Origin of the sequence: Lentibacillus populi (genome assembly GCA_014642895.1) — a bacterium.
GTDB classification, from domain to species: domain Bacteria; phylum Bacillota; class Bacilli; order Bacillales; family Amphibacillaceae; genus Lentibacillus_C; species Lentibacillus_C populi.
Genome location: BMJD01000003.1, coordinates 117,407 through 140,005 on the forward strand (window position 1 = coordinate 117,407; position 22,599 = coordinate 140,005).

The 22,599-nt window shown below is 41.9% G+C and carries 13 protein-coding genes; 12 read left to right on the forward strand and 1 reads right to left on the reverse strand.

The features are described 5' to 3' along the window. Positions 1–31 precede the first annotated feature (31 nt). The 11 genes from IEX12_RS03725 (at position 32) to IEX12_RS23285 (ending at position 15,260) form a co-directional block, all read left to right on the forward strand. A complete protein-coding gene (locus IEX12_RS03725) occupies positions 32–1,279 on the forward strand; it encodes a carbohydrate ABC transporter permease (RefSeq protein ID WP_088053512.1) in 1,248 nt (415 codons plus the stop codon). Then, complete coding sequence (locus IEX12_RS03730) at positions 1,279–2,118, forward strand: sugar ABC transporter permease (protein ID WP_088052355.1); 840 nt, start codon at positions 1,279–1,281, stop codon at positions 2,116–2,118. The genes IEX12_RS03725 and IEX12_RS03730 overlap by 1 nt, the downstream gene beginning before the upstream one ends. A 41-nt stretch (positions 2,119–2,159) precedes the next feature. Next, a complete protein-coding gene (locus IEX12_RS03735) occupies positions 2,160–4,511 on the forward strand; it encodes a glycoside hydrolase family 31 protein (protein ID WP_088052356.1) in 2,352 nt (783 codons plus the stop codon). A 24-nt stretch (positions 4,512–4,535) separates the two neighbouring features. Beyond that, positions 4,536–5,552: a LacI family DNA-binding transcriptional regulator gene (locus tag IEX12_RS03740; protein WP_088052357.1), complete on the forward strand. Its 1,017-nt coding sequence runs from the start codon at positions 4,536–4,538 to the stop codon at positions 5,550–5,552. Between the two features lie 435 nt (positions 5,553–5,987). Further along, a complete protein-coding gene (locus tag IEX12_RS03745; protein WP_188724685.1) occupies positions 5,988–7,136 on the forward strand; it encodes a GntR family transcriptional regulator in 1,149 nt (382 codons plus the stop codon). Between the two features lie 517 nt (positions 7,137–7,653). Then, positions 7,654–8,955 carry an ABC transporter substrate-binding protein gene (locus IEX12_RS03750; protein ID WP_230855992.1) on the forward strand — a complete coding sequence of 434 codons (1,302 nt, stop codon included), beginning with the start codon at positions 7,654–7,656 and terminating at the stop codon, positions 8,953–8,955. A 65-nt stretch (positions 8,956–9,020) separates the two neighbouring features. Next, positions 9,021–9,947, forward strand: coding sequence for a carbohydrate ABC transporter permease (locus tag IEX12_RS03755; protein WP_155554171.1), 927 nt, complete (start codon positions 9,021–9,023; stop codon positions 9,945–9,947). A gap of 14 nt (positions 9,948–9,961) precedes the next feature. Then, entirely contained in the window at positions 9,962–10,798 is an 837-nt protein-coding gene (locus IEX12_RS03760; protein ID WP_088052359.1) for a carbohydrate ABC transporter permease, read from the forward strand. A gap of 67 nt (positions 10,799–10,865) precedes the next feature. Continuing rightward, positions 10,866–14,009: an alpha-mannosidase gene (locus IEX12_RS03765; RefSeq protein ID WP_188724686.1), complete on the forward strand. Its 3,144-nt coding sequence runs from the start codon at positions 10,866–10,868 to the stop codon at positions 14,007–14,009. 158 nt (positions 14,010–14,167) lie between these two features. Further along, positions 14,168–14,920 (forward strand): basic secretory protein-like protein, encoded by a 753-nt coding sequence (locus tag IEX12_RS03770; RefSeq protein ID WP_188724687.1) that lies wholly within the window; start codon positions 14,168–14,170, stop codon positions 14,918–14,920. A gap of 214 nt (positions 14,921–15,134) precedes the next feature. Next, on the forward strand, positions 15,135–15,260 hold the full coding sequence (locus IEX12_RS23285; RefSeq protein ID WP_269058750.1) for a hypothetical protein: 126 nt from the start codon (positions 15,135–15,137) through the stop codon (positions 15,258–15,260). A gap of 257 nt (positions 15,261–15,517) precedes the next feature. On the opposite strand, the gene IEX12_RS03775 is transcribed toward IEX12_RS23285, so the two are convergent. Continuing rightward, positions 15,518–16,765, reverse strand: a complete 1,248-nt coding sequence (locus tag IEX12_RS03775) for a helix-turn-helix domain-containing protein (protein ID WP_102414597.1) — start codon at positions 16,763–16,765, stop codon at positions 15,518–15,520. Between the two features lie 504 nt (positions 16,766–17,269). On the opposite strand from IEX12_RS03775, the gene IEX12_RS03780 reads away from it, so the two are divergent. After that, a complete protein-coding gene (locus IEX12_RS03780; protein WP_188724688.1) occupies positions 17,270–22,546 on the forward strand; it encodes a S8 family serine peptidase in 5,277 nt (1,758 codons plus the stop codon). Positions 22,547–22,599 lie beyond the last annotated feature (53 nt).

Sequence of the window (22,599 nt, forward strand, 5' to 3'; positions counted from 1 at the left end):
GGATGTCAGAAAACATAGTCCTAAATTAGCTATGTTCCTATCGATTTTATTTGCTGGTTTAGGTCAATTGTACAACCGTAGATTTTTAAAGGGGGCTATATTTCTTTTAATTGAGGTTTCATTTCTTGTAACTTTGCTAGACTCAATAAATTTTGGATTATGGGGTTTGCGTACACTTGGTACGATTCCAGGAACTGACCATTCCATTCGTTTACTAGTATTTGGGGTTCTTGCTTTAATTGCTGTTTTCTTTGCAATCAGTTTATATGTATTTAATGTAATTGATGCGAGGAATCAGGCACGTAAAATTCAAAACGGATGGAAACCCTTGAAATTTAAAGAAACTGTAAAAGAAGCTTATGATAATGCTTTTCCTTATTTAATGACGTTTCCTGGTTTATTTTTAATGATTTTTGTAGTTATATTTCCCTTGTTATTTTCTGTTTTACTAGCATTTACCAACTATAATTTATATCACTCTCCACCTCGTAATCTGGTTGATTGGGTTGGATTTGATAATTTTGTTGACTTGGTTACTGTTCCAATTTGGCAAGATACGTTTATTAGCGTTTTTGCTTGGACGGTTGTTTGGACCGTTGTGGCGACAACATTGCAAATTGCCTTGGGGTTGTTCCTTGCTTTAATTGTAAACGATCCCAGAATCAAATTTAAAAAATTAATTCGTACAATCTTGATATTACCATGGGCGGTTCCGGCATTTGTTACAATTTTGATATTCTCGGCTATGTTTAATGATGACTTTGGTGCGATCAATCGAGATATTATTATCCCGCTTTTTGGTGGAGAAGGTTTCCCTTGGTTAAGTGACCCTGCATATGCGCGAATAGCTATTATTATGATTCAAACATGGTTGGGATTTCCTTTTATATTTGCATTATTTACCGGTGTTTTACAAAGTATTTCAAAAGACTGGTACGAAGCTGCAGACGTAGATGGCGGTTCACGGTTTCAAAAGTTTCGTCATATTACGTTTCCACATGTAATGTTTGCAACGGCCCCATTATTAATTATGCAATACGCACAAAACTTTAATAACTTTAATATCATTTACTTATTCAATGAAGGGGGACCACCAGTAAGAGGACAAAATGCGGGTGGAACGGATATTCTTATTTCGTGGGTTTATAAACTGACTTTTGACACAAATAATTATGCCATGGCAGCGGTTATATCGTTGATTATGGGGTTAATTGTTTCCGGATTTGCTTTTTATCAGTTTAAGAAAACGAGATCGTTCAAGGAAGAGGGTGAAATCTAATGAATCAAAAAATGAAGTCCAAACTTGAAGTGACGGTACTTTATGTCATATTGGCTATTGTTGCTGTAATTATATTCTATCCTTTGGTATGGACTATTGGTATGTCCTTCAACCAGGGAACAAGCCTATACTCTTCCTCGCTAATACCAAAAGCCTTTTCATTAGATCACTATAAATGGTTGTTTAGTGAAGCCAGTGATTATTTATTATGGTATAAAAATTCGCTTATTGTGTCTGTAGCTGTAGCGATCGGTAGTGTTATTATAACTTCGCTTGTCGCCTATGCATTTTCCAGATATAAATTTGTAGGGAGAAAGAATGGACTATATGTCTTTTTACTCTTACAAATGTTTCCGGTCATGATGGCAATGGTCGCATTGTATATTTTTTTGAATATGCTTGGCTTACTAGATACACTGACAGGATTAATATTTATATATTTAGGTGGACAGATACCGTTTAATGCGTGGTTGGTGAAAGGATACTTTGACACAATTCCACGTGAGTTGGACCAGGCAGCAAGAATAGATGGTGCAGGACATTTAAGGGTTTTCTGGAGTATAATGCTTCCACTTGCCAAGCCGATTTTGGCAGTAGTTGCTTTATTTAACTTTATGATGCCATTATTTGACTTTCTTCTACCATCAATTGTCCTTTCAAGCCCAGAAAATTATACCTTGGCAGTAGGACTTTATAATTTCATTAATGATCAATTTGCAAATAATTTCACTAGATTTGCTGCGGGGTCAATATTAATAGCAGTTCCTATTGCAGCTGTTTATTTATATTTACAGAGATATTTAATCTCCGGCTTGACTGCTGGGGGATCAAAAGGATAAAACATATCATTTGATAATTATTTTTTGATGGAGGTACATCAATGCTTGAAGACACTAGCTTTGCAATTCACCCGGGAAAAGAAAAAGATGCCGAAAATGGACCTTATTACGATATTGGGAAACTATTAGATCACAAAAAGATAGACAACACCTATTTCTTTAATTGTGAAAACGGCAAAGTAGCTATCCGATTTTATACGGATATTATTGTACAAGTAGTCATGAATCCAACTGATGAACCAAAAATGGAAGGATCAAGGGCTGTCATTGCTTTGCCTGAAAATGTTGCTGTTGAAGAGCAGCAAAATGAAGCGCATTTGACATTAAAAACAGACAAGTTGGAGGTTGTCATAAAAAAATCGCCGTTTCGAATAACGATTAATGACCATGATGGCCGTGAATTAGTGGCAGAAACGGATCGAGGAATGGGCTTCAAAAAGGGTGGGGAAGTCATAGCATATAAAGTCATGCATGATAACGATCATTTTTATGGTTTTGGTGAGAAATCTGGCCATTTGGATAAGCGTGGGGAAAAGTATGAAATGTGGAATACGGATGTCTATGCACCTCATAATCCGGAAACAGATCCCTTATATGAGTCGATTCCCTATTTCATGACATTGCGTGAAGGACGTGCCCATGGTGTGTTTTTCGATAATACATTTCGAACCGTTTTCGATATGAAATCGGAGGAAAATAATTATTCTTTTTGGGCAGAAGGTGGGCAACTTGATTACTATGTTTTTGCTGGACCTGAACCGAAGACTGTATTAGAGCAATACACACACCTGACAGGTAGAATGCCACTGCCGCCGAAATGGGCATTAGGATACCACCAGTCGCGTTATAGCTATGAATCAGAAGCAGAAGTACGAGAGCTTGCGAAAACATTCATCGAGCATGGTATCCCGCTGGATGCTATCCACCTGGACATCCATTACATGAACGGATATCGGGTGTTCACCTTTGACTCGGAACGCTTCCCAACCCCGGAAAAATTAATTGCGGATCTGCGTGAGATGGGAATTCGGATTATTCCGATTGTGGATTCAGGTGTAAAGAAGGATCCTGAATATCACATTTATCAAGAAGGTGTTAACGAGGATCTTTTCTGTAAATATATTGAAGGTGCTATTTATTTTGGAGATGTGTGGCCTGGCACAAGTGCATTTCCTGACTTTACGGATGACAAAGTACGCAAATGGTGGGGCGATAAACATCAATTTTATACAGATTTGGGTATAGAGGGAATCTGGAATGACATGAACGAACCTGCTGTATTCAATGAAACAAAAACAATGAACGTGGCAGTAATGCACCGCAATGACGGGAATCCAGCCACACACCGTGAACTTCATAATATTTATGGATTCTTAATGGAGGAAGCGACTTATGAGGGGATGAAGGATCAGCTTGAAGGCAAACGTCCATTTCTATTGACCCGTGCAGGATATGCAGGTGTCCAGCGCTATGCAGCTGTCTGGACAGGGGATAACCGGAGCTTTTGGGAGCATTTGCAAATGTCACTTCCCATGGTCATGAACCTTGGACTGTCCGGGGTTCCTTTGGCCGGCCCTGATGTTGGCGGATTTGCCCATGATACCAATGCAGAACTGCTTACACGTTGGACACAGGTAGGCGCATTTACACCGTTTTTCCGGAATCATTCGGCGCTCGGGTTTAAATATCAGGAACCATGGCAATTTGGTGAAATATATGAAACGATGATGAAAAAATATATTCGGATGCGTTATGAGTGGATGCCCCAGCTGTATTCCTTGTTTTATCAAGCTAGCAAGACAGGCATTCCAGTCATGCGTCCATTGATGCTTGAGTTTCCGGATGATGAAAAAACTTATAATTTGAACGATCAATTTATGATTGGCGATAATGTCATTGTTGCACCAATTTTGGCACCTTCCATTACAGACCGGGCTGTTTATTTACCCGAGGGAGAGTGGGTTGAATTATTTACTGATGTTACGTATGAAGGAAAGCTAACACATTTAATTCATGCCGAGCTGGATCATATGCCGATCTTTGTAAAGAGAGGATCAGCTCTGATGCAGACAGATTGGACGTCAAATACAAATAAAACACCAAAAACGATGACAATGCATGTGTATGCGAGTGATTCCGATGAAAGCTATCGTTTTACATTCTATGATGATGATGGGGAGACATTCGAATACCAAGAGGATGGGTTTCTGGAGCTTGACATTGAATTAAAGTCAAGTGCAGATTCTGTTGTGATAAATGTATTGCAGCAAAATGGTGTATTTTTACCGGTATATAAAGAAATAAATGTAAATATAGCAGGACTGATGGAAGGACAACGTGTTATAATTAACGGTGAAACCAGCGGAGAAAAACACGTTATTCCATTAAAATAGACGATGTAGAGGGCTGATAGCAAAGTGGTAACAATTAAAGATGTAGCAAAAGCAAGTGGAGTATCCCCCTCTACGGTCTCAAGAGTTATTGCCGACAATCCGAGAATAAGTGCGGATACAAAGAAAAAGGTACGTAAGGTCATGAAGAAACTTGGCTATCACACGAATATAAATGCAAGGAATCTTGTCGTTAAATCTACAAAGGCAATCGGGGTTATTATGCCTTCTTCAACAAATAAAGCGTTGCAAAATCCATTTTTCCCTGAGATTCTTCGCGGGATTGGTTCGGTTATTCATAAAATGCAATATTCGATGTCACTATCAACCGGGGAGACGGAAGATGAGATCTTTGAAGAGGTAAAGCGAATGGTGTATGGCAGTTATGTTGATGGTGTCATTTTGCTCTATTCCCGGGTCGATGACAGTGTCACGAATTTCTTATATGAACAGGATTTTCCGTTTGTCATTGTAGGGAAACCGCATGAATATGTGAACGAAATCACCCATGTGGACAATGATAATTTTCGGGCTGGAAAGGAAATTACCGAATATTTGGTTGCAAAAGGGCATCAAAAAATTGCTTTTATCGGGGGAGCAAGCGACCTGTTTGTAACGATGGATCGGCAAGCAGGATACGAATCAGCTTTAACAGAGGCAGGTATCGGGAATTGCGAGGAATACAAAATTCATACGGAGTTTCTGGAATCAGGTGGCCGGGGAGCAGTTGAAAGCTTGTTTGCACTAAATAGCCCGCCAACTGGGATCGTCGTCAGTGATGATTTGATCAGTCTTGGGGTGTTAAGCATGCTTGAAGACTCTGGGTATCACATTCCAGAGGATATTTCACTCGTTAGTTTTAACAATGTTTATTTGTCCGAAATAACAAGACCACCTTTGACAACAGTAGATGTGCAAATTTACAAGCTTGGAGCACAGTCGGCAAAGGCGCTGATTGAAAAGACATTGAATAAGAATGAGCCTGCAAAGCGGATTATTATCCCGCATCGGATTGTTTATCGGGATTCGGTGAGTGAACGTTGAAAGAAACTGTCCATCAAGGTCATGAAAACTGCCCTTGGAGGACAGTTTTTTCGTTCGTACTTCTATATTCAATTTTTATTAACAAATCCCTGAAAAACAAGATACTTATATTCAACATTTATGTCAAATGGTGAACTTTTGCTATTTTGTCGTAAACTTTCGCGATTTCTTGCCGAACTTTTGCTTTTTGATGTCGAACTTTGGCTAATTCATGTCGAACTTTCGCCTTTTTGACAAATCCACAACAAAATAGCCATTCCAACATAGCGGAACAGCTTTATGATTGCGATTTTTTGTTTTATGGGAACCCTCACAGAATGCTGTTTCGGTCCCTCTTTACCTCCTACAGTTCAATCCTGCACAGATAACATGAAATTGAATTTAGTGACCGCAATTTGTTATTATTAATATAACAATTAGCTGAGGAATGATCGAATGAGTCTGTATGAACAAATTTACAATTATATACTTGACAAAATCAAAGCAGGTGAGATGAAGCGGGGAGATAAAATCCCTACAGAGTATGAATTGGCGAAGCTATTTCGCGTAAGTAGAATCACTTCTAAAAAAGCACTGGATATGCTTTCGCAGAATAATATAATTGAACGCTTCCAGGGAAGAGGGTCGTTTGTTTCCAGTACGCTGCCTGATTTTAGCACTATTTCTGCGAAGCGGGAATATTTGGATACGGAAAGGGATAATTTAATTGGATTGATCATACCCGATTTTATGGATACTTATGGTTTAGAGTTAGTAAAGGCAATTGAGAGGAGCTGCTCAGACCACCAATACAATCTTGTACTAAAGCGGACGTTGGGATTGGAAGAAGAAGAGAAGAAGGCAATCAATTCCTGTCTAAATATGGGAGTTAAAGGAATTATTGTACTGCCGGTACAGGGTACGCACTATAATAATGAACTGCTTCGGCTTGTAGTGGAGGAATATCCGTTAGTTCTTATCGACCGTTATTTAAAAGGAATACCTGCAAGTTCTGTTTCTATTGATAATAAGAAGGCAATGCGGGAGTTAACTGGTTTAGTATTGGAAAGTGGTCATCGGAATATAGCCTTTATTTCTCCATCCATTGAAGGTACATCTTCTGTAGAGGAACGTTTTATAGGATTTCAGGCAGCTTTTTCGGAAAAAGGAGAGCCGTTAAACCCAGATTATATTTTAACGGAAATGAAAAGTACAATGCCTGTAAATGTGCATGGTGACAAGCAAAAGGGCTATGAAACGGAGGATTGTGATAAGTTAATCCGGTTTATTGAACACAATCCAACGATCACAGCTTATATTTGCAGTGAATACGAAATAGCTGTTATGTTGTATAAAGTTCTTGGAACGCTGGGCAAAAAAGTTCCAAAGGATATATCGATTGTTTGTTTTGACTCACCTAATACATATTTGGACCATCCTTTTTTTACACACATTAGTCAGGATCAGGATGCTATGGGACGAAATGCAGTGGAATTATTAATGAAGCAATTAGCAGGAGAGAACGAGCCTTTCGATTGTAAAGTTAACTTTCGTTTAGAGAAGGGGCAGTCAATGAAAACAATTGAATTGGAAAAACAGGAGTAATCATGTTTTTAAAAAGAGGATGTTCAAAAAGTCACCAATTGATAAGCAGATGAATTGGCGAGCTTCATTGATTTTCCACCCCCGATGTACTTAAGTGATAAGGCGGTTTTCTACTAAAACCGCCTACGTCCTGCAGGCAACGAGAAGTTAACACCTTCTGTACCAAGTCCGATGCTGGAGATCTATGCTGCCTAAAGCCTTCAAGACTCAGATTCGGCAACCTTTTGAACACGCACTAAAAGATAAGAATATGGAACCATTAAACTGGAGTTACCTGTACAGGGTCATCTCCTTTTTTATTTGCTTATTTATCCGAAAATGGCGGCAAATAAAAATATATTGGTATTAATAATTTGGATTGTTAATATAATGATATATCAAAACAGGCTATTTTACAGCATTAATCTCTCATTAAAAATTCCAAAATTGCTACTATTTACAACGAAATAGTTGTGTATCAATAAAAAGAAAGGGGGATAGAAGGTTTGAAAATATCCTAATACAAGGGGGAGAAACATTGTTCCTAAAGAGTGGAAGGTTAAGAAAAAACGTATTGGTTATTGTTCTTATGTTAGCACTTGCATTAGGGGCGTGTTCCAATAATGGACAGTCCGGGGAAGCAAAATCGGAAAAAGATGGAGTAACTACTGTTACGTTTTGGCATGAAAATACAGGTGTTGGAGAAGAAGCGATTAAGGCTGTAGTAGATGCCTTTAATAAAAAACACGAAGACATAAAGGTGAAACCGGTCTACACTGCTGCAGACGAATCACAAAATGAAAAGCTGCTGGCAGCGGTCGCGGGAGGCAACCCACCCGATGTGTCATGGTTTGACCGTTTTAAAGTCGGCTCATGGGCTGAGCAGGGTGCCTTGACAGATCTTACGGAGTACGCAAAGCAAGATGGCGTTACCAAGGATAACTATTATCCATTTGCTTGGAACGAGGCAAATTATCAGGGAAAGCTTTATGCGATGCCGGTTGATACAGATGCACGCATGTTGTTTTACAATAAAGATGCATTCAAAGATGCGGGTTTAGATCCTGACAAGCCTCCGAAAACCATAGCAGAACTCGAAGAAGCAGCTGAAAAACTAACCATTAAGGAAGGAAGCAGGTTTAAACGAATTGGTTTTATTCCATGGTACAACCAAGGTTGGCTTTATTCCTGGGGCTGGGCATTCGGGGGAGATTTTTATAATGAAGAAGAAGGCAACGTAACGCTTGATGATCCGAAAATAGTTGAATCTCTTGAATGGATGACCGAATTTGCAAAGAAATATGATGTAGAAGATATCACCGGTTTTACTGATTCAAGCGGTTCTGGAGCAATGGATCCATTCCTTACCGGCCAGCTCGCGATGCATATTGGAGGAAACTGGAGTATTTCGGGTTACTTGAAGTATAAACCGGATTTAAATTATGGGGTTGCTCCGATACCAACTCCAACAGGGGATAATTTCACTTCCTGGTCTGGTGGTATGGCAGTTGTTATTCCGAAAGGTGCTAAGCATCCCGATGAAGCGTGGGAGTTCGTTAAGTTCTTTGGCTCTGAAGAAGGTCAGGAAATATATAATGATATTTATAAAACGTTATCTGTAATGGATTCAGTTAATGAAAAACTTGGATATAAAGACGATCCTATTTTTAGTGAATTTGTCAAAATTCTTCCTAAATCACATAACCGTCCAGTGCTGCCTGAGGGTGAATTATTATGGAATGAATTGGCCAATGCGGTGGACAATGCTATACACGGAAACGGAGAACCAAAAGAATTGCTGAAATCAACAAGTGATCTGGTAAACGCGGAGCTCGAATAACTAAAGTAGATATAGGGAGAGGGAAGTAGTCGCTTCTCCCTTCTTGATAAAAAGGGGAGGGTAAATTGAAATCGATAGCAAATAAAAGAAAGGCGGCTCGTACTGCAAAAACCAATAACATAAATAATGGGGCAACAGGGTGGTTGTTTGCAGCACCATGGATTATTGGCCTGTTTTTGTTCTATATCCTGCCATTGGTCGTGTCGATATTTTTCAGTTTTACATCTTATTCTATTCTGCAGCCTGGTGAATTTATTGGGTTTCAGAACTACAAGGAATTAATAAATGACGAATTATTTTTTAAATCGATTTATAATACCGTTTACTTTGCTGTTATCTTCGTCCCTCTAAGTATTATTTTTGGTGTCGCCCTAGCAATGTTATTGAATATCAAAATCAAAGGTATGACGATATACCGAACTATTTTCTTTCTGCCGACTTTGGTTCCGCACGTGGCGATCGCCGTACTTTGGATGTGGATGTTAAACCCGGGCTTTGGTCTTGTAAATGGGTTCCTTGACATGATCGGTATAAAAGGACCAGCTTGGCTTGGGAGTGAGGAGTGGTCGAAACCTTCCCTTATTTTTATGTCTCTATGGGGAATTGGGCAAGCTATCGTAATTTATCTAGCAGGTTTGGGCGATATTTCTGATGAATATTATGAAGCAGCTGAAGTGGATGGGGCAAATTGGTTCCAAAAAACGTTTCATATTACCCTGCCGCTCTTGACTCCGGTCATCTTTTTCAACCTTGTCATGGGTGTCATCGGAGCATTTCAACAGTTTACCCTTCCTTACACACTTACACAAGGACAGGGTAAGCCCGCAAACTCGTTAACGTTTTATGTGATGTACTTATATGATAATGGATTTAAATACTTCAAGATGGGTTATGCCTCCGCGATGGCCTGGATCCTGTTTGTGGTTATTATGATCTTAACGATACTTATATTCTGGTCTTCCAAGCGCTGGGTACATTATCAAGGTAAATAAAAGGAGGGAATTCAATGAATCCGGAGCATGCAAAGAAAATAAAATTTACAGCGGCACATGTTTGCTTAATGATAGCTTCTCTGTTTTTCTTAATCCCGTTTATCTGGATGGTTTCAACATCGCTGAAGCCTATTGAACAGGTTTTTACATTTCCGCCTGAGTGGATTCCCAGACCATTTCATTGGAAGAATTATAGCGAGGCGATTGAATACATTCCTTTTTGGAAGTATTTGATTAATACGTCCGTCATTACCATCTTAAGCACGATTGGTGTGGTTCTAACCTGTCCACTTGTGGCTTACAGTTTTGCCAAATTGCGGTGGAAGGGCAGAAATATTGTTTTTGCAATCACGTTGGCTGTTATGATGATTCCCGCCCAAGTTACCATGATTCCCCTATTTTTGTTATTTAATAAATTAGGGTGGGTGGGTACTCCATTACCGCTAATTGTGCCGCAATTTTTCGGGGTACCATTTTACATATTTTTGCTGCGTCAGTTTTTTATGGGTCTGCCGGACTCTCTCAGAGAAGCTGCGAAGATGGACGGAGCAAGTGAACTTCGGGTTTACTGGCAGATTATGCTTCCATTGGCGAAACCAGCAATTCTGGCAGTTGGATTGTTCCAGTTAATGGCGAGCTGGACTGATTTCCTCGGTCCTTTGCTGTATCTGACAAATGAAGATTCCTATACACTATCTTTAGCCTTGCAGCAGTTCCAGAATAAGCAGGGATCCGAGTGGAGTCTAATGATGGCTGTGTCTACACTAATGACTTTACCAATTATCATTCTGTTCTTCTTCCTGCAAAAAACATTTATTAAGGGAATCACATTTAGTGGGATTAAAGGGTAGATAAATAAACTTTTAAACTAGAAAAAATAGTATAATTAAAATGAGAGGATAAGAAAAGAGGGGTATAGTGTTTCAAACTGAAAAAAAACTTGCAGCAAGAATAACCGAGTTACAAGCCTATCGATATAGGGGCAAAATAGCAATACCATCTTTCCAATTTCAACTTGATGAACAGGGGGATGCTGGAGCTTCACCTGCAACAACAGGAGAATGGTCCACATTAAAAAAAGGAGAGCAATGGACAGGAAGAGATTTATATGCATGGCTTAAGGCAAAAGTTAACCTCCCGGAGGAGTGGAAATCAAAAGAGATTGTCGGGGTTTTTGATTTCGGAAGTACTGACGGTGGAACGAATTCTGGCTTTGAGTCCTTATTATATGTCAATCAGTCACCTTATCAGGGGGTTGACGGCAATCATAAAGAAGTATTTCTTGCCAATGAACTTGCTGGAACCTCGGTTCAACTTATGTTTCGTTTATGGTCGGGGTTGGAAGGAGGGGGACAGCCTCAGAAGCAGGTGCATACATTTAAGCAGGCTTTTATATCCTGGCTTGATAAAAGTACGGATGATTTGTATTACACAGGTAAAGCCGCCCTCCAGACAATTGAAATGCTGGATACGATGAATCCAGCTCGCGAAGATATACTGATCGCCTTAAACCGAGCCTTTAATCAAGTGGACTGGGTATCACCCGGATCGGAGGCGTTTTACCAATCAATTGCAGCTGCACAGAAATATTTGCATAAAAGCATACAGAAGCTGGAAAAACATCATCCGGTTACTGTTCATGCGGTTGGCCATACACATATCGACGTTGCCTGGCTGTGGCGTCTGCAGCATACACGTGAGAAGGCGGCCCGTTCGTTTTCAACGGTACTTCGCCTAATGGAAAAATACCCGGAATACCTTTTTCAACAGGCACAGCCACAACTCTATGACTTTATTAAACAGGATTATCCGGAGCTCTACTGCGAGATCCAACAACGCGTGAAGGAAGGTCGTTGGGAGCCTGATGGCGGAATGTGGCTGGAACCGGACTGTAATCTGCCGTCAGGGGAATCATTTATCCGGCAGCTGTTGCACGGTACCCGGTTTTTTCGGAAGGAATTTGGTGTTGAATGCACGTATCTTTGGCTGCCAGACGTATTCGGTTATAGCTGGGCGCTGCCGCAGATTTTAAAAAAATCAGGTATCAAATCGTTTGTGACAACTAAAATCAGCTGGAATCAATATAACCGAATGCCGCATGATGTCTTTACATGGCGTGGAATAGATGGATCAGAGATTCTGACTTACTTTATCACTACTCCTTACCCTGGGCGAAAAGGCTGGGGAGCAGATTATAATGCAGAGATAACAGCAGAAACGATGGTTGGAGCGTGGGAAGCATTCAGAGATAAAGGAGTTACCAAAGAGATCATGGTGACATATGGTCATGGTGACGGTGGTGGAGGAGTCACCAGAGATATGCTGGAAATGAGGCGCAGACTGAATGACATGCCTGGTATTCCGAATGTCGTACCAGCTAAAGCAGTTGACTATTTAAAAAACCTTCATACAAATGTGGAAGAAACGGATGGTTATGTTCATTTATGGGATGGTGAGCTTTATCTGGAATTTCACCGCGGAACCTATACATCACAAGCGAATAATAAGAAATATAATCGCAAGCTGGAGCTTTTGTATAAAGAGGTAGAGTTGTTAAGTGTCTTGGCGAGTGCCGTCAAAAATGACTGGACGAAGTATCCTCAGGAACAATTAAATCAGGGCTGGAAAATAATTCTGCGGAATCAGTTTCATGATATTCTGCCTGGTTCCGCCATTAAAGAAGTTTATGAAGATAGCCAACTGGAATATAAGGAAGCAGAAAAAATTGCTTTATCTGTAAAAGCCAATAGTGATAGCAGGGACTATACTAGTGAGGAGGCGATTTCTTTTAACGTCATCAATCAATCTTCATGGAAACGAAATTCTTTGGTGTCCATCCCGGTGAGGCCAGGACTGGAAAACGGATTGTGGTTTGATCATCAGATGACGCCACTGCATGCAGAAAAAACTGGCGATGAATGGCTGGTTCAAGTAAAGGTTCCCTCCTTGGGCATTACAAGAATTACGTTTGATTCGGCTCTGAAGGAAGGCGGAAAAGATAAAGAGTCCCCATTCGTCATTGGCAAAAACGCCATTAAAACGCCTTTTTATGAAATAGAATGGAATGAAGCAGGACATCTGACGAAGATTTTTGATATTGCAAATGACCGGGAAGTATTGAAGGAAAACCAATCAGGCAATGTTTTACAGATTTTTGAAGATAAACCATTAAGATGGGATGCCTGGGAAATTGATCTTTTTTATCAAGAGAAGATGAAGGAAATAAAAAATGTAAAATCGATAAAGGTGCTGGAATCGAATTCTATTCGTGCTGTTGTCCAGTTTACCTGGGAATATAATAATTCTTTCTTTAAACAAAAAATGATCGTTTATGCGAATAAGCGCCGAATCGATTTTGCTACCAATATTCAATGGCATGAGGTACATCATTTGCTTAAAGTAGCTTTCCCTGTGGAAATTCGCTCAACGGAAGCTACGTTCGATATTCAATTTGGGAATGTAAAACGTCCTACACACTGGAATACGAGCTGGGATCTTGCAAAGTTTGAAACAGTTGGTCACCAGTGGGCTGATTTATCGGAGCAAGGCTATGGCGTAAGTTTGCTAAATGATTGCAAATACGGCTACGACATTAAGGACTCTACCATACGGCTTACACTAATGAAGGGCGCGACATATCCGGATTATACCCAGGATCAAGGAGAGCATGAATTCACGTATTCTTTACTGCCGCATAATGGCACTTGGATAGAGGGGGCTACTGTGAAGGAAGCCTACGATTTAAATCAGCCATTATCATCGATTCCGGGTGATTTAGATTATGATAGTTTAAGTCTTTTCACGGTTTCAGCAGACTATGTCATGGTGGACGCGGTAAAAAAAGCAGAGGACAGCAGCAAAGTGGTCATTCGGCTTCATGAATTTACCGGAAGAAGAGGACCTGTAACCATATCATCCGACCTAGTTATCAAGAGCTGGCAGGAATGCAATTTAATGGAGGAGCCCCAGGGTGAAGTATTTCATGAAAAAGCTATGAGATTTGATATAAAACCATACGAAATCAAAACGTTTCTTGTTGATTTAAGGAATGGCCAAGTATGATGATAGCTGTTTGACTGCATGACTTGTTTTTATGCTTCATTGCGGTTAACGGGAAAATAGGTGCCACGAAAGGAGGGGAGAGTAGCGGCGGGAGATTCCTGTTCCAAATGACTCAGGTGAATGTCAAGAGTCTATATATTATACGAGGAGGAAGCTGCGTGAAAAAATTTGTCGTAGGTCTGGTTTGTGCAGGTGTTTTGGTAAGTGGCGTTTTTGGAGGCTATTCTGGCGTGCATGCAGAAGAGGCATCCTCTATGGAGAAAGAGACCAACAACTCGTCAAGTTCAACCCTGTATGATAAAAGAGGGTATACACTGGTTGTTATTAAAGGAGTAGATGATCCGGCCATTGATCCAATCATTGATGAATTTGTAGATCTTTACTTCAAGGTTTATCCGAAGCTGGTTAAAAAGTATGCCATTAATCCCTGGGAACACAGTAGAAAAGTAACACTTGAATTTGATCCGGAGTATGATGGGGTGGCCTACGCAGACAATGGGAAAATTGTAGTTAGTACAAATTGGATACTTGAAAATCCCGATGATGTGGCGCTTTTCACTCATGAATTGACCCATCTTGCCCAAGCTTATCCAACTTATAATGATCAGACAGTGTGGATTACAGAAGGTATTGCCGATTATGCCAGATACGTCTATGGGCCACATAATGGAAATTGGCGGTTACCTGAAGAAGTCAAGGATACAGATAACTATGACAGCGGCTATCGTGTAACTGCCAGATTTTTGCTTTGGATTACCCAAAACAAGAATCATTTTGCTGTAGATATCATCAACCGGGCACTTCAATACGATATATTTGATCTGAGACTTTTTAAGACCATAACTGGTAAATCTGTGGAGGATCTTTGGGAAGAGTATCGCGAAAACCCGGATGTGAGAACAGATTATTAGAGGGGACTTTTCATCGGGTGAGCAAGCGTCCGCTTTGATGGATTGCAGGCAGGTTACGAATTAGCTTTAGTAGATGCAGAGATTAATAATTATGAGGAATAGAAAAATTCATGCGGAATTTCTTGGATTAGGTGGCGGAGGGGCCGGTTGAAGATCTGTTTGCGCTAACCGGGATCGTCTTTAATAATGATTTGGTCCATCTTGGGATTTAAGAATGCATGAAGATTCCGGGTATCAATTTCCGGAGGATATTTTACTCGTTAGTTTTATCAATGTTTATCTGTCAAAAATAACAAGACCACCTTTGACAACGGTAGATGTGCAAATTTACGAGCTTTGAGTACAGTCGGCAAAGGCGTTGAATAAAAATGGGCCGGCAAAGCGGATTCCTATCCAGCGTTTGATTATTTATCGGGGACTCCGTGAGTGAACGTTGAAAGAGACTGTCCACCAAGGTTATAAAAACTGGCCTTGGGGGCAGTTCTTTTTAAAGGACAGGAACCGTCACGGATCAACCCGCGAAGCCGCCATCTATTATGAAAATGGCTCCTAACTCCCTCGCCTGGAAATTTGGCGCTTGCTTGTGATCCATACTAATTATTTTGACTCTTCATCTACCATCGACATTGCTAGTTTGGCTGCTGTGTCCAACTCTTTAATGGATAAATAATATTGATATGTTTCTTTTGAATAAAATCGTGCCGTAAAAAGATCGCCATTTTCTTTGAGATGCGGAATCAATTCGTGATGTAAATAATCGTAATAGAGAGGCTTTTGGTCTTCCAACAGAAAGGTGAGCAGTTGAAAATAAAGCTTATTGGTTTCGTTGTCTTCGGAAAGAGACATACCTTCTTTAATTAGATGGGACCATTTCACTGTTTCCTTAGCGGTAATAGGGTCGTTTTGCAACAACCGGCTATGGACTTGACCGATTAACGAACGAACGTAGAGACCTGTATTCTCTATTTTTACAGATAGCTCCTTCGCTTCTTCATAGATGGTTTGGGCCATTTCAAAATCTTTTTTCTTGAAATACGTAAAAGCAAGGTTATTGGAAATAATACATTGTTCGAAATAATCTCCATAAATGTCACATGTTTGGATCAACTTCCGGTATCCTTCAACTGCTTCATCAAAATTATAGATTCCATTCGTTTCCATATGGAGAAGTAGTAGGCTTTCCGTATCCATAATCCGCTTATAATTATTTGTTTGTTTGAAATAATCAAGAGCCTTATTAGCGTAGAAAAGGGTCTTGCCCTGATTATTAATGAAATAAGAATTACAGGCAACGTGATAGTAAAATTCATGATTGGAATATTCATTGGCATCGATATTCATTAAATGTTCTAAAGCTTTAGGATAATGTCCTTTCAAGCCTTCTTCTATCCCCTTGACGTGTTCCTTCATATTGCATTCAAATTTTTGTAAAGTCGGATATTTTTCATCTAATTCCGCCATGACATTGTTGAAATTATCCATATTCCCGACTCTCAGATAATATCGACACCAAAGAAGGAGAAAAAATGGTCGAAAAACGTCCATATGAATAAAAGGACTATTAGTCAATTTATCTAGTTTGGTTTTGAAGGTTTCCATCTGATGCTTCACGATCATCTCATGCAACTGATGCAGTTCATTGTTCACATTTTTGAATCGCTCGATTTCTTCTTCCGCTCGGATCCCGAGGCGCTCACATAATAAATTAGTAGTGACCTCAGAAAACTTTGTGGTATCCTTTTCAATTTTACTTAAATGAGCAACAGAACAAATCCCTTTTCCAAGTTCCTCCTGAGTCCAACCTTTCCGTTTGCGATAATATTTGATGATGGTTCCTATTTTCAACGTTCCTTACCCCCAATAAGAAAATGTCCAGACAGTATACTGTGTCTTTTGACCTGCTAATATTGCCCAAACCTAAAAACGCAAGTTAACTTGGTCATATCACGTGTGAATTTTGGACAAAATCAGACGGTTTACATGAGAATGCAATCCGAAAGGAGATCAGTAGTCCAATATCACATCTTTATGTTTCTTTAGAACCGAAAAATTTGCCCAAATTAGAAGCCTTGAATTAATTATAAACTTATAGATAAAATAGTAAAGACAAAATGTTCCTCATTTTTACAAAAATTTTATAAAAAGCCAGATGAGTGTATGACTTATCTTCAGCATAAGTCTTTTTGTGAATAACAGAAAACTATCAATCTTGTAAACAACAAATTTATGTTGGTATTCTGTCGTTTCATGTTTTTTAAATTAAGGGGGGTGAGTAATTACACAGCACGTCAGTCACAAAACCGAAGTAAACATTATCAACGTAACAAAAATCGAAAGGAGACAGGAAATTTGAAAATCAGAAAAAGTAAGTTTACTAGATTGCTCAGTGTTATCACAGCAATCATATTGCTGTTTTCGTGCGGTTGGCCGGGCCTTGGACAGGTCAAGGCGCAATCAGATTCGGACGCTTCCACATCTCTGCATAAATCACAGCCGCAATCGAAAACCAAAATCAGCAAAGACCTCAAAGGAAAATTCAAAAAGAAAGACCAACTCACATTTCTAGTCAAGTTCAAAGAACAAGTGGACACAAAAAAAGTCGCCGATGAGGCAGTTAATAAGGCTAAAAAAAATAGTCTTAGTATGGCAAAAACAGAATTGAAAAAGCGTACTGCCGTCGTTTCTGCATTGCGTGCCAAGTCACTGGACACACAAGCGACTGTTAAACAATTTTTACAGAAACAGAAAAAAGCAGGTAATATAAAAAGCTTCGATTCGTTCTACATCGTCAACACGATGGCGGTGACCGGGACGAAGGAAGTTGCAGAGGAACTCGCAAAATTCGGGGAGATCGAAAAAATTCTCCCGAACCGGACGAGACATCTTATCGAAGGAAACCACACAAAAACTAAAGAGAAAGCGCTTGCTCAGTCCAAGGTAGAAACCTCGGATGACAATACAGTTGAACCAAATATTGAACATATCGGTGCTCCGCAAGTATGGAAAATGGGCATCGACGGAACGGGAACCGTTGTCGCCAGCATTGACACAGGCGTACAATGGGATCATCCAGCATTAAAAGAGAAATACCGTGGTTATGATCCGGACAACTCGGATCAGCCAAACAATGAATTCAACTGGTTTGATGCTACAGGGGGAGATCAGGACGCACCGTACGATGATAACAGCCACGGGACACATTCGACGGGAACCATAGTTGGATCTGAAGCGGATGGATCCAATCAGATCGGGGTAGCCCCCGGAGCCAAATGGATCGCAGCCAAAGCTTTTGGTGCTAAAGGTACCGGTTTGGATACCGATATCCTGGCAGCCGGGGAATGGATGCTAGCTCCGAAAGATGCAAACGGCAACCCGCACCCGGAAAAAGCGCCTGACATTGTCAATAACTCTTGGGGCGGTGGTGCCGGTTTGGATGAGCTCTACCGTCCTATGGTGAAAAGCTGGCGTGCGGCAGGCATCTTTCCCGTTTTCGCTGCAGGGAACGTTGACCTAGACAACCCGGGTGGCCCCGGATCTGTTGCTTCCCCTGGTAATTTTCCAGAATCATTTGCAGTTGGAGCAACCAACAATAACGATGAATTGGCCAGCTTCTCCCTGCAAGGCCCTTCACCGTATGACGAAATCAAACCGGAGGTCGTTGCACCGGGCGTAGGCATACGTTCATCTATACCGGGAGCCGACTATGGTGGCAAAAACGGTACCTCGATGGCAGCACCCGCGGTTTCTGGAACGGTTGCGCTTCTGTTGCAGGCCAATGCTTCCCTGAAGGTGGACGAAGTCGAAGACATTTTATTAAATACGGCAAAACCGTTAACCGATAACGATTTCCCTAATTCACCAAACAACGGTTATGGTCATGGTTTGATTCAGGCCTTTCATGCCGTTTCGTCAGTAGTTTCTGGACTTGGGACGGTTGAAGGTACTGTCAGTCAAGAGGGTGAGGACAATGAACCTCCTACCTACCAACATGAGGCGCCGGATCAATCCTATGCGGGCATTGACATCCCGCTTGAAATGAGCGCACAGGATAATGTCGTTGTCAAAGGTGTCAAGCTGCAGTATCGCAGTTCCAAAAATGATGAATGGCAAACGACTAAGGCCGAGCTCGTGGACGGTAACTATAAAGACGGCGTTTATGATGCCATCATCCCAGGAGATTCGGTGGGAGAACCGTCCGTTGAATACAGGTGGACAATCGCCGACTACGGCGGGAACGATGTCACCACCGATATTTATAAAGTGGATGTCAAACCCGGGATTACGACCGGTTACAGCACGGATTTTGAAACCCCGCCCGTCGGTTGGACCTCCTATGGAATTAGCAATTATTGGGAGTGGGGCAAGCCGACATCTGGTCCCGGCAAAGCTTTTTCCGGAGATAATGTGTATGCTACAAACTTGGACGGTGGCACCAGTAACATGAGCACAGCGACCCTGGAGATGCCGCCGATTGACCTGCCGGGCGGCGAATCCTATCTCCGGTTCAAACAATGGTATAGTTTTTATATGGCCGGTGATGTTGCAGTTTCTCGTGGATATATATTAATTTCCACAGACCAGGAAAATTGGACAAGATTAGGGGAGTTCGGTGGAGACGGGGAAAGCGATGGTTGGGTGGACGGCGAATTTAGTTTATCCAAATATGCCGGTCAGCGCGTGTATATTGCCTTCCAATATGCAAGCCTCGGCAATATGGATAAACCTGGCTGGTATTTGGATGATGTCAAACTGAGCGATACACCGCTGCACCAGGACGAAGAACCACCAACCTATGACCAGCAAACCCCTTCAAAAGCCTATGCCGGAATGAAACTGCCCTTAACGATCGACGTTCAGGACAATTACTCCGTCGAGCAAGTTGAACTTCAATATCGTGGCGCCGACAGCAGTGACTGGCAAAGCGTACAAGCGGAACTTGTGGAAGGAGATAAATCCGATGGCACCTATTCCGTAACGATCCCGGGTGAGGATGTTAACGAACCGTCCATTACCTATAGGTGGCATCTCGTTGATTACGGTGGAAATGAAGTAACCAGTGACACTTATGAGGTACCAGTGGGAACTCCGGTGACAATCGGATACAGCACGGATTTTGAATCCGATCCCGGATGGATATCCTACGGAAACAACAATTCCTGGGAGCGCGGAACACCAACCTCCGGGCCGGAGCATGCAATTTCCGGAGATAACGTCTATGCAACCAACCTTGATGGGGATTACCCTGATGGCAGCGATGCTTACCTGGAGATGCCGCCCTTGGAATTGCCGGACGGAAATGCTTACTTGCAGTTCAAACACTGGTATAAATTTACAGACTATGACTATACGCGTGATTTTGGTGAAGTTCTCGTCTCCACCGATCAGGAAAATTGGGAACCCCTTGCCCGCTTTAACACATATGGTTCTATCTGGCAGTACGTTGAAGCTGATCTGTCTGATTACGCAGGAAAAACCGTTTACGTCGCCTTCCATATTGAAAGCGATGAAACTGGCGGCCATGAACCCGGCTGGTATTTGGATGACGTTACATTAAGCGACACATCGATTTTTAGATCAAATCAGGCCCATCTAGGTGTGATGCCTCATCACCAAAACAGCCAGGCATTGAAGAAAATCAAAGCGGAAAAAACATTGGAAAAAGCCAAAAGCAGTAAGAAGACCTTGAAAAAGTCGAAGAAACTGAACAAAAAGTCGGTGGATCTGGACAATATGAAGCCGGCTAAGCGGGAAAACGTTAAGACACCTTTTGCTTCACACAAAGCAAGTAAGAATAACAAAACTAGAGAGCACGTTTCCTCACTGCCGCTGAACGCGACGGTTAGTGTTCAGGAAACCGGGATCTTCACCAAAACGGATCCGAGAGACGGCAGTTATTCGATGATCCATCCGGAGGGTACCTACACGCTGGAAGCGGACGCCTATGGATTCCGTTCACAAACGCAATCCGTGGAAATTCCGAAAGACGGCAAAGCAGATGCGAAATTTACCCTGCAGCCTATCCCAAAAGGAACGATCACGGGTAAGGTGACGAACAAATCGACCGGTGAGCCTGTAGCGAATGCCACCGTCATGCTCATGGAAGATCCGGCGATTGCGCCTGTCAAGACGGATGAAAACGGGAATTACTCGTTTACCGCCTATGAAGGGAACTACACGCTCCATGTGTCGGCTCTGAAGTATCACAGTAAAGATGTTGATGTGATGATTAAAGGGGATGAGAGCACTGAGAAGGACGTTCAATTGAAACCGTTTATCGGCACCCCCGGTGAAATCGGCTACGATGATGGAACACCGGAAAACGCACGCGCCTTCAATGAGGCGGGCAACGGCTGGGCTGTGAAGATGTCCCTTCCAGAAGGGCAGGATAGCGCCATGGTTACCGGCGGGAAATTCCTCTTCTGGAATGATCTATTCCCGTCACCGGGAGGAGACAAGTTCAAGGTTGAAATCTGGGATGCAGGCGGTAAAGACGGCGCGCCCGGCAAAAAACTGGCCGGCCCCGTGGACGCCACCGCCATCCGGGATGAAACCCAATGGACGAAGGTCGATTTAAGTGAGCTTGGTGTTATCGTGGACGGCGATTTCTACATGGTTTACATCCAGACAAAGGATGGTGACCAATCCCCGGGTCTTGCAACAGATGAAAACAGTCCTAACGCGGGACGCAGCTGGCAAATGGGGGGTGGGTCATGGTCTCCTTCACCCGCGGATCAAGGGAACTATATGATCCGTGCGCTGGTCAGCTATGAGCTAACACCGCCGGTGATCACATCTCCGAAAGGCAACTCATTCACCAATGATTCAACCATCACGGTGAAAGGGGAAGCCAAAAAGGGAGCTACAGTCGACATCATGAATAACGGAGACAAGGTTGTCACCACGGATACAACGGATGACGGGAAGTTCTCAGCCGACATCACCCTTAAAGACGGTGAAAACGTATTAACAGCCACCGCTTCTACCGATGCCGGAACAACCGAACCGTCGGATACCGTCACAGTGACGCTTGATCAAGACAAACCGAGGATAACGATTGACAGTCCGAAAGACCGTTCGAAGACGAACAAAATGGTTGCTAACGTGAACGGAACGGTTTCCGATAAACATTTGGATTGGGTGAAAGTGAATGGCAAGAAAGCTAACATCGATGAAGACGGATCCTATTCACAGCGGGTTCTGCTCGATAACGGTGAAAATAACATCAAGGTCGTTGCCCAGGACAAGGCAGGCAATAAGACAACGAAAACCGTTACTGTCTTCGCTAAGTCAGACGCACCAGAGATTAGCAATCTCAAACCGGCAGAAGATCAATATCTTAATACGGGTCAATCAGTGATCATTTCAATGGACACAGAGCCCGGGTTGCATCCAACATTTATGATTCACCTGCCGCTAGCCAATCCATCTTCGGCCAAGACAAGTAGCATCAAGGAATTACCGATGATGGAAACAACGCCAGGTCATTATATCGGGGTATGGACGGCTACCTCAATGAAGAATGTAAAAGGTGCTGGAATCGAAGTGATCGTAAAGGATGATTACGGGAATGTGTCCAGAAAAGAGGCCGATGGAGAATTGTTTATTAATGTACCGAAGTCTGATTAGGTTAAAAAGAATCAACACTGTCAACGGGGTTTGACAAAAGTTGTTTTAGGGGC

Bases quoted from the DNA above. Each gene is read 5' to 3' on its own strand.
- IEX12_RS03725 (WP_088053512.1), top strand. From the start codon at position 32: ATGTTCCTATCGATTTTATTTGCTGGTTTAGGTCAATTGTACAACCGT.
- IEX12_RS03730 (WP_088052355.1), top strand. From the start codon at position 1,279: ATGAATCAAAAAATGAAGTCCAAACTTGAAGTGACGGTACTTTATGTC.
- IEX12_RS03735 (WP_088052356.1), top strand. From the start codon at position 2,160: ATGCTTGAAGACACTAGCTTTGCAATTCACCCGGGAAAAGAAAAAGAT.
- IEX12_RS03745 (WP_188724685.1), top strand. From the start codon at position 5,988: ATGAGTCTGTATGAACAAATTTACAATTATATACTTGACAAAATCAAA.
- IEX12_RS03760 (WP_088052359.1), top strand. From the start codon at position 9,962: ATGAATCCGGAGCATGCAAAGAAAATAAAATTTACAGCGGCACATGTT.
- IEX12_RS23285 (WP_269058750.1), top strand. From the start codon at position 15,135: ATGCATGAAGATTCCGGGTATCAATTTCCGGAGGATATTTTACTCGTT.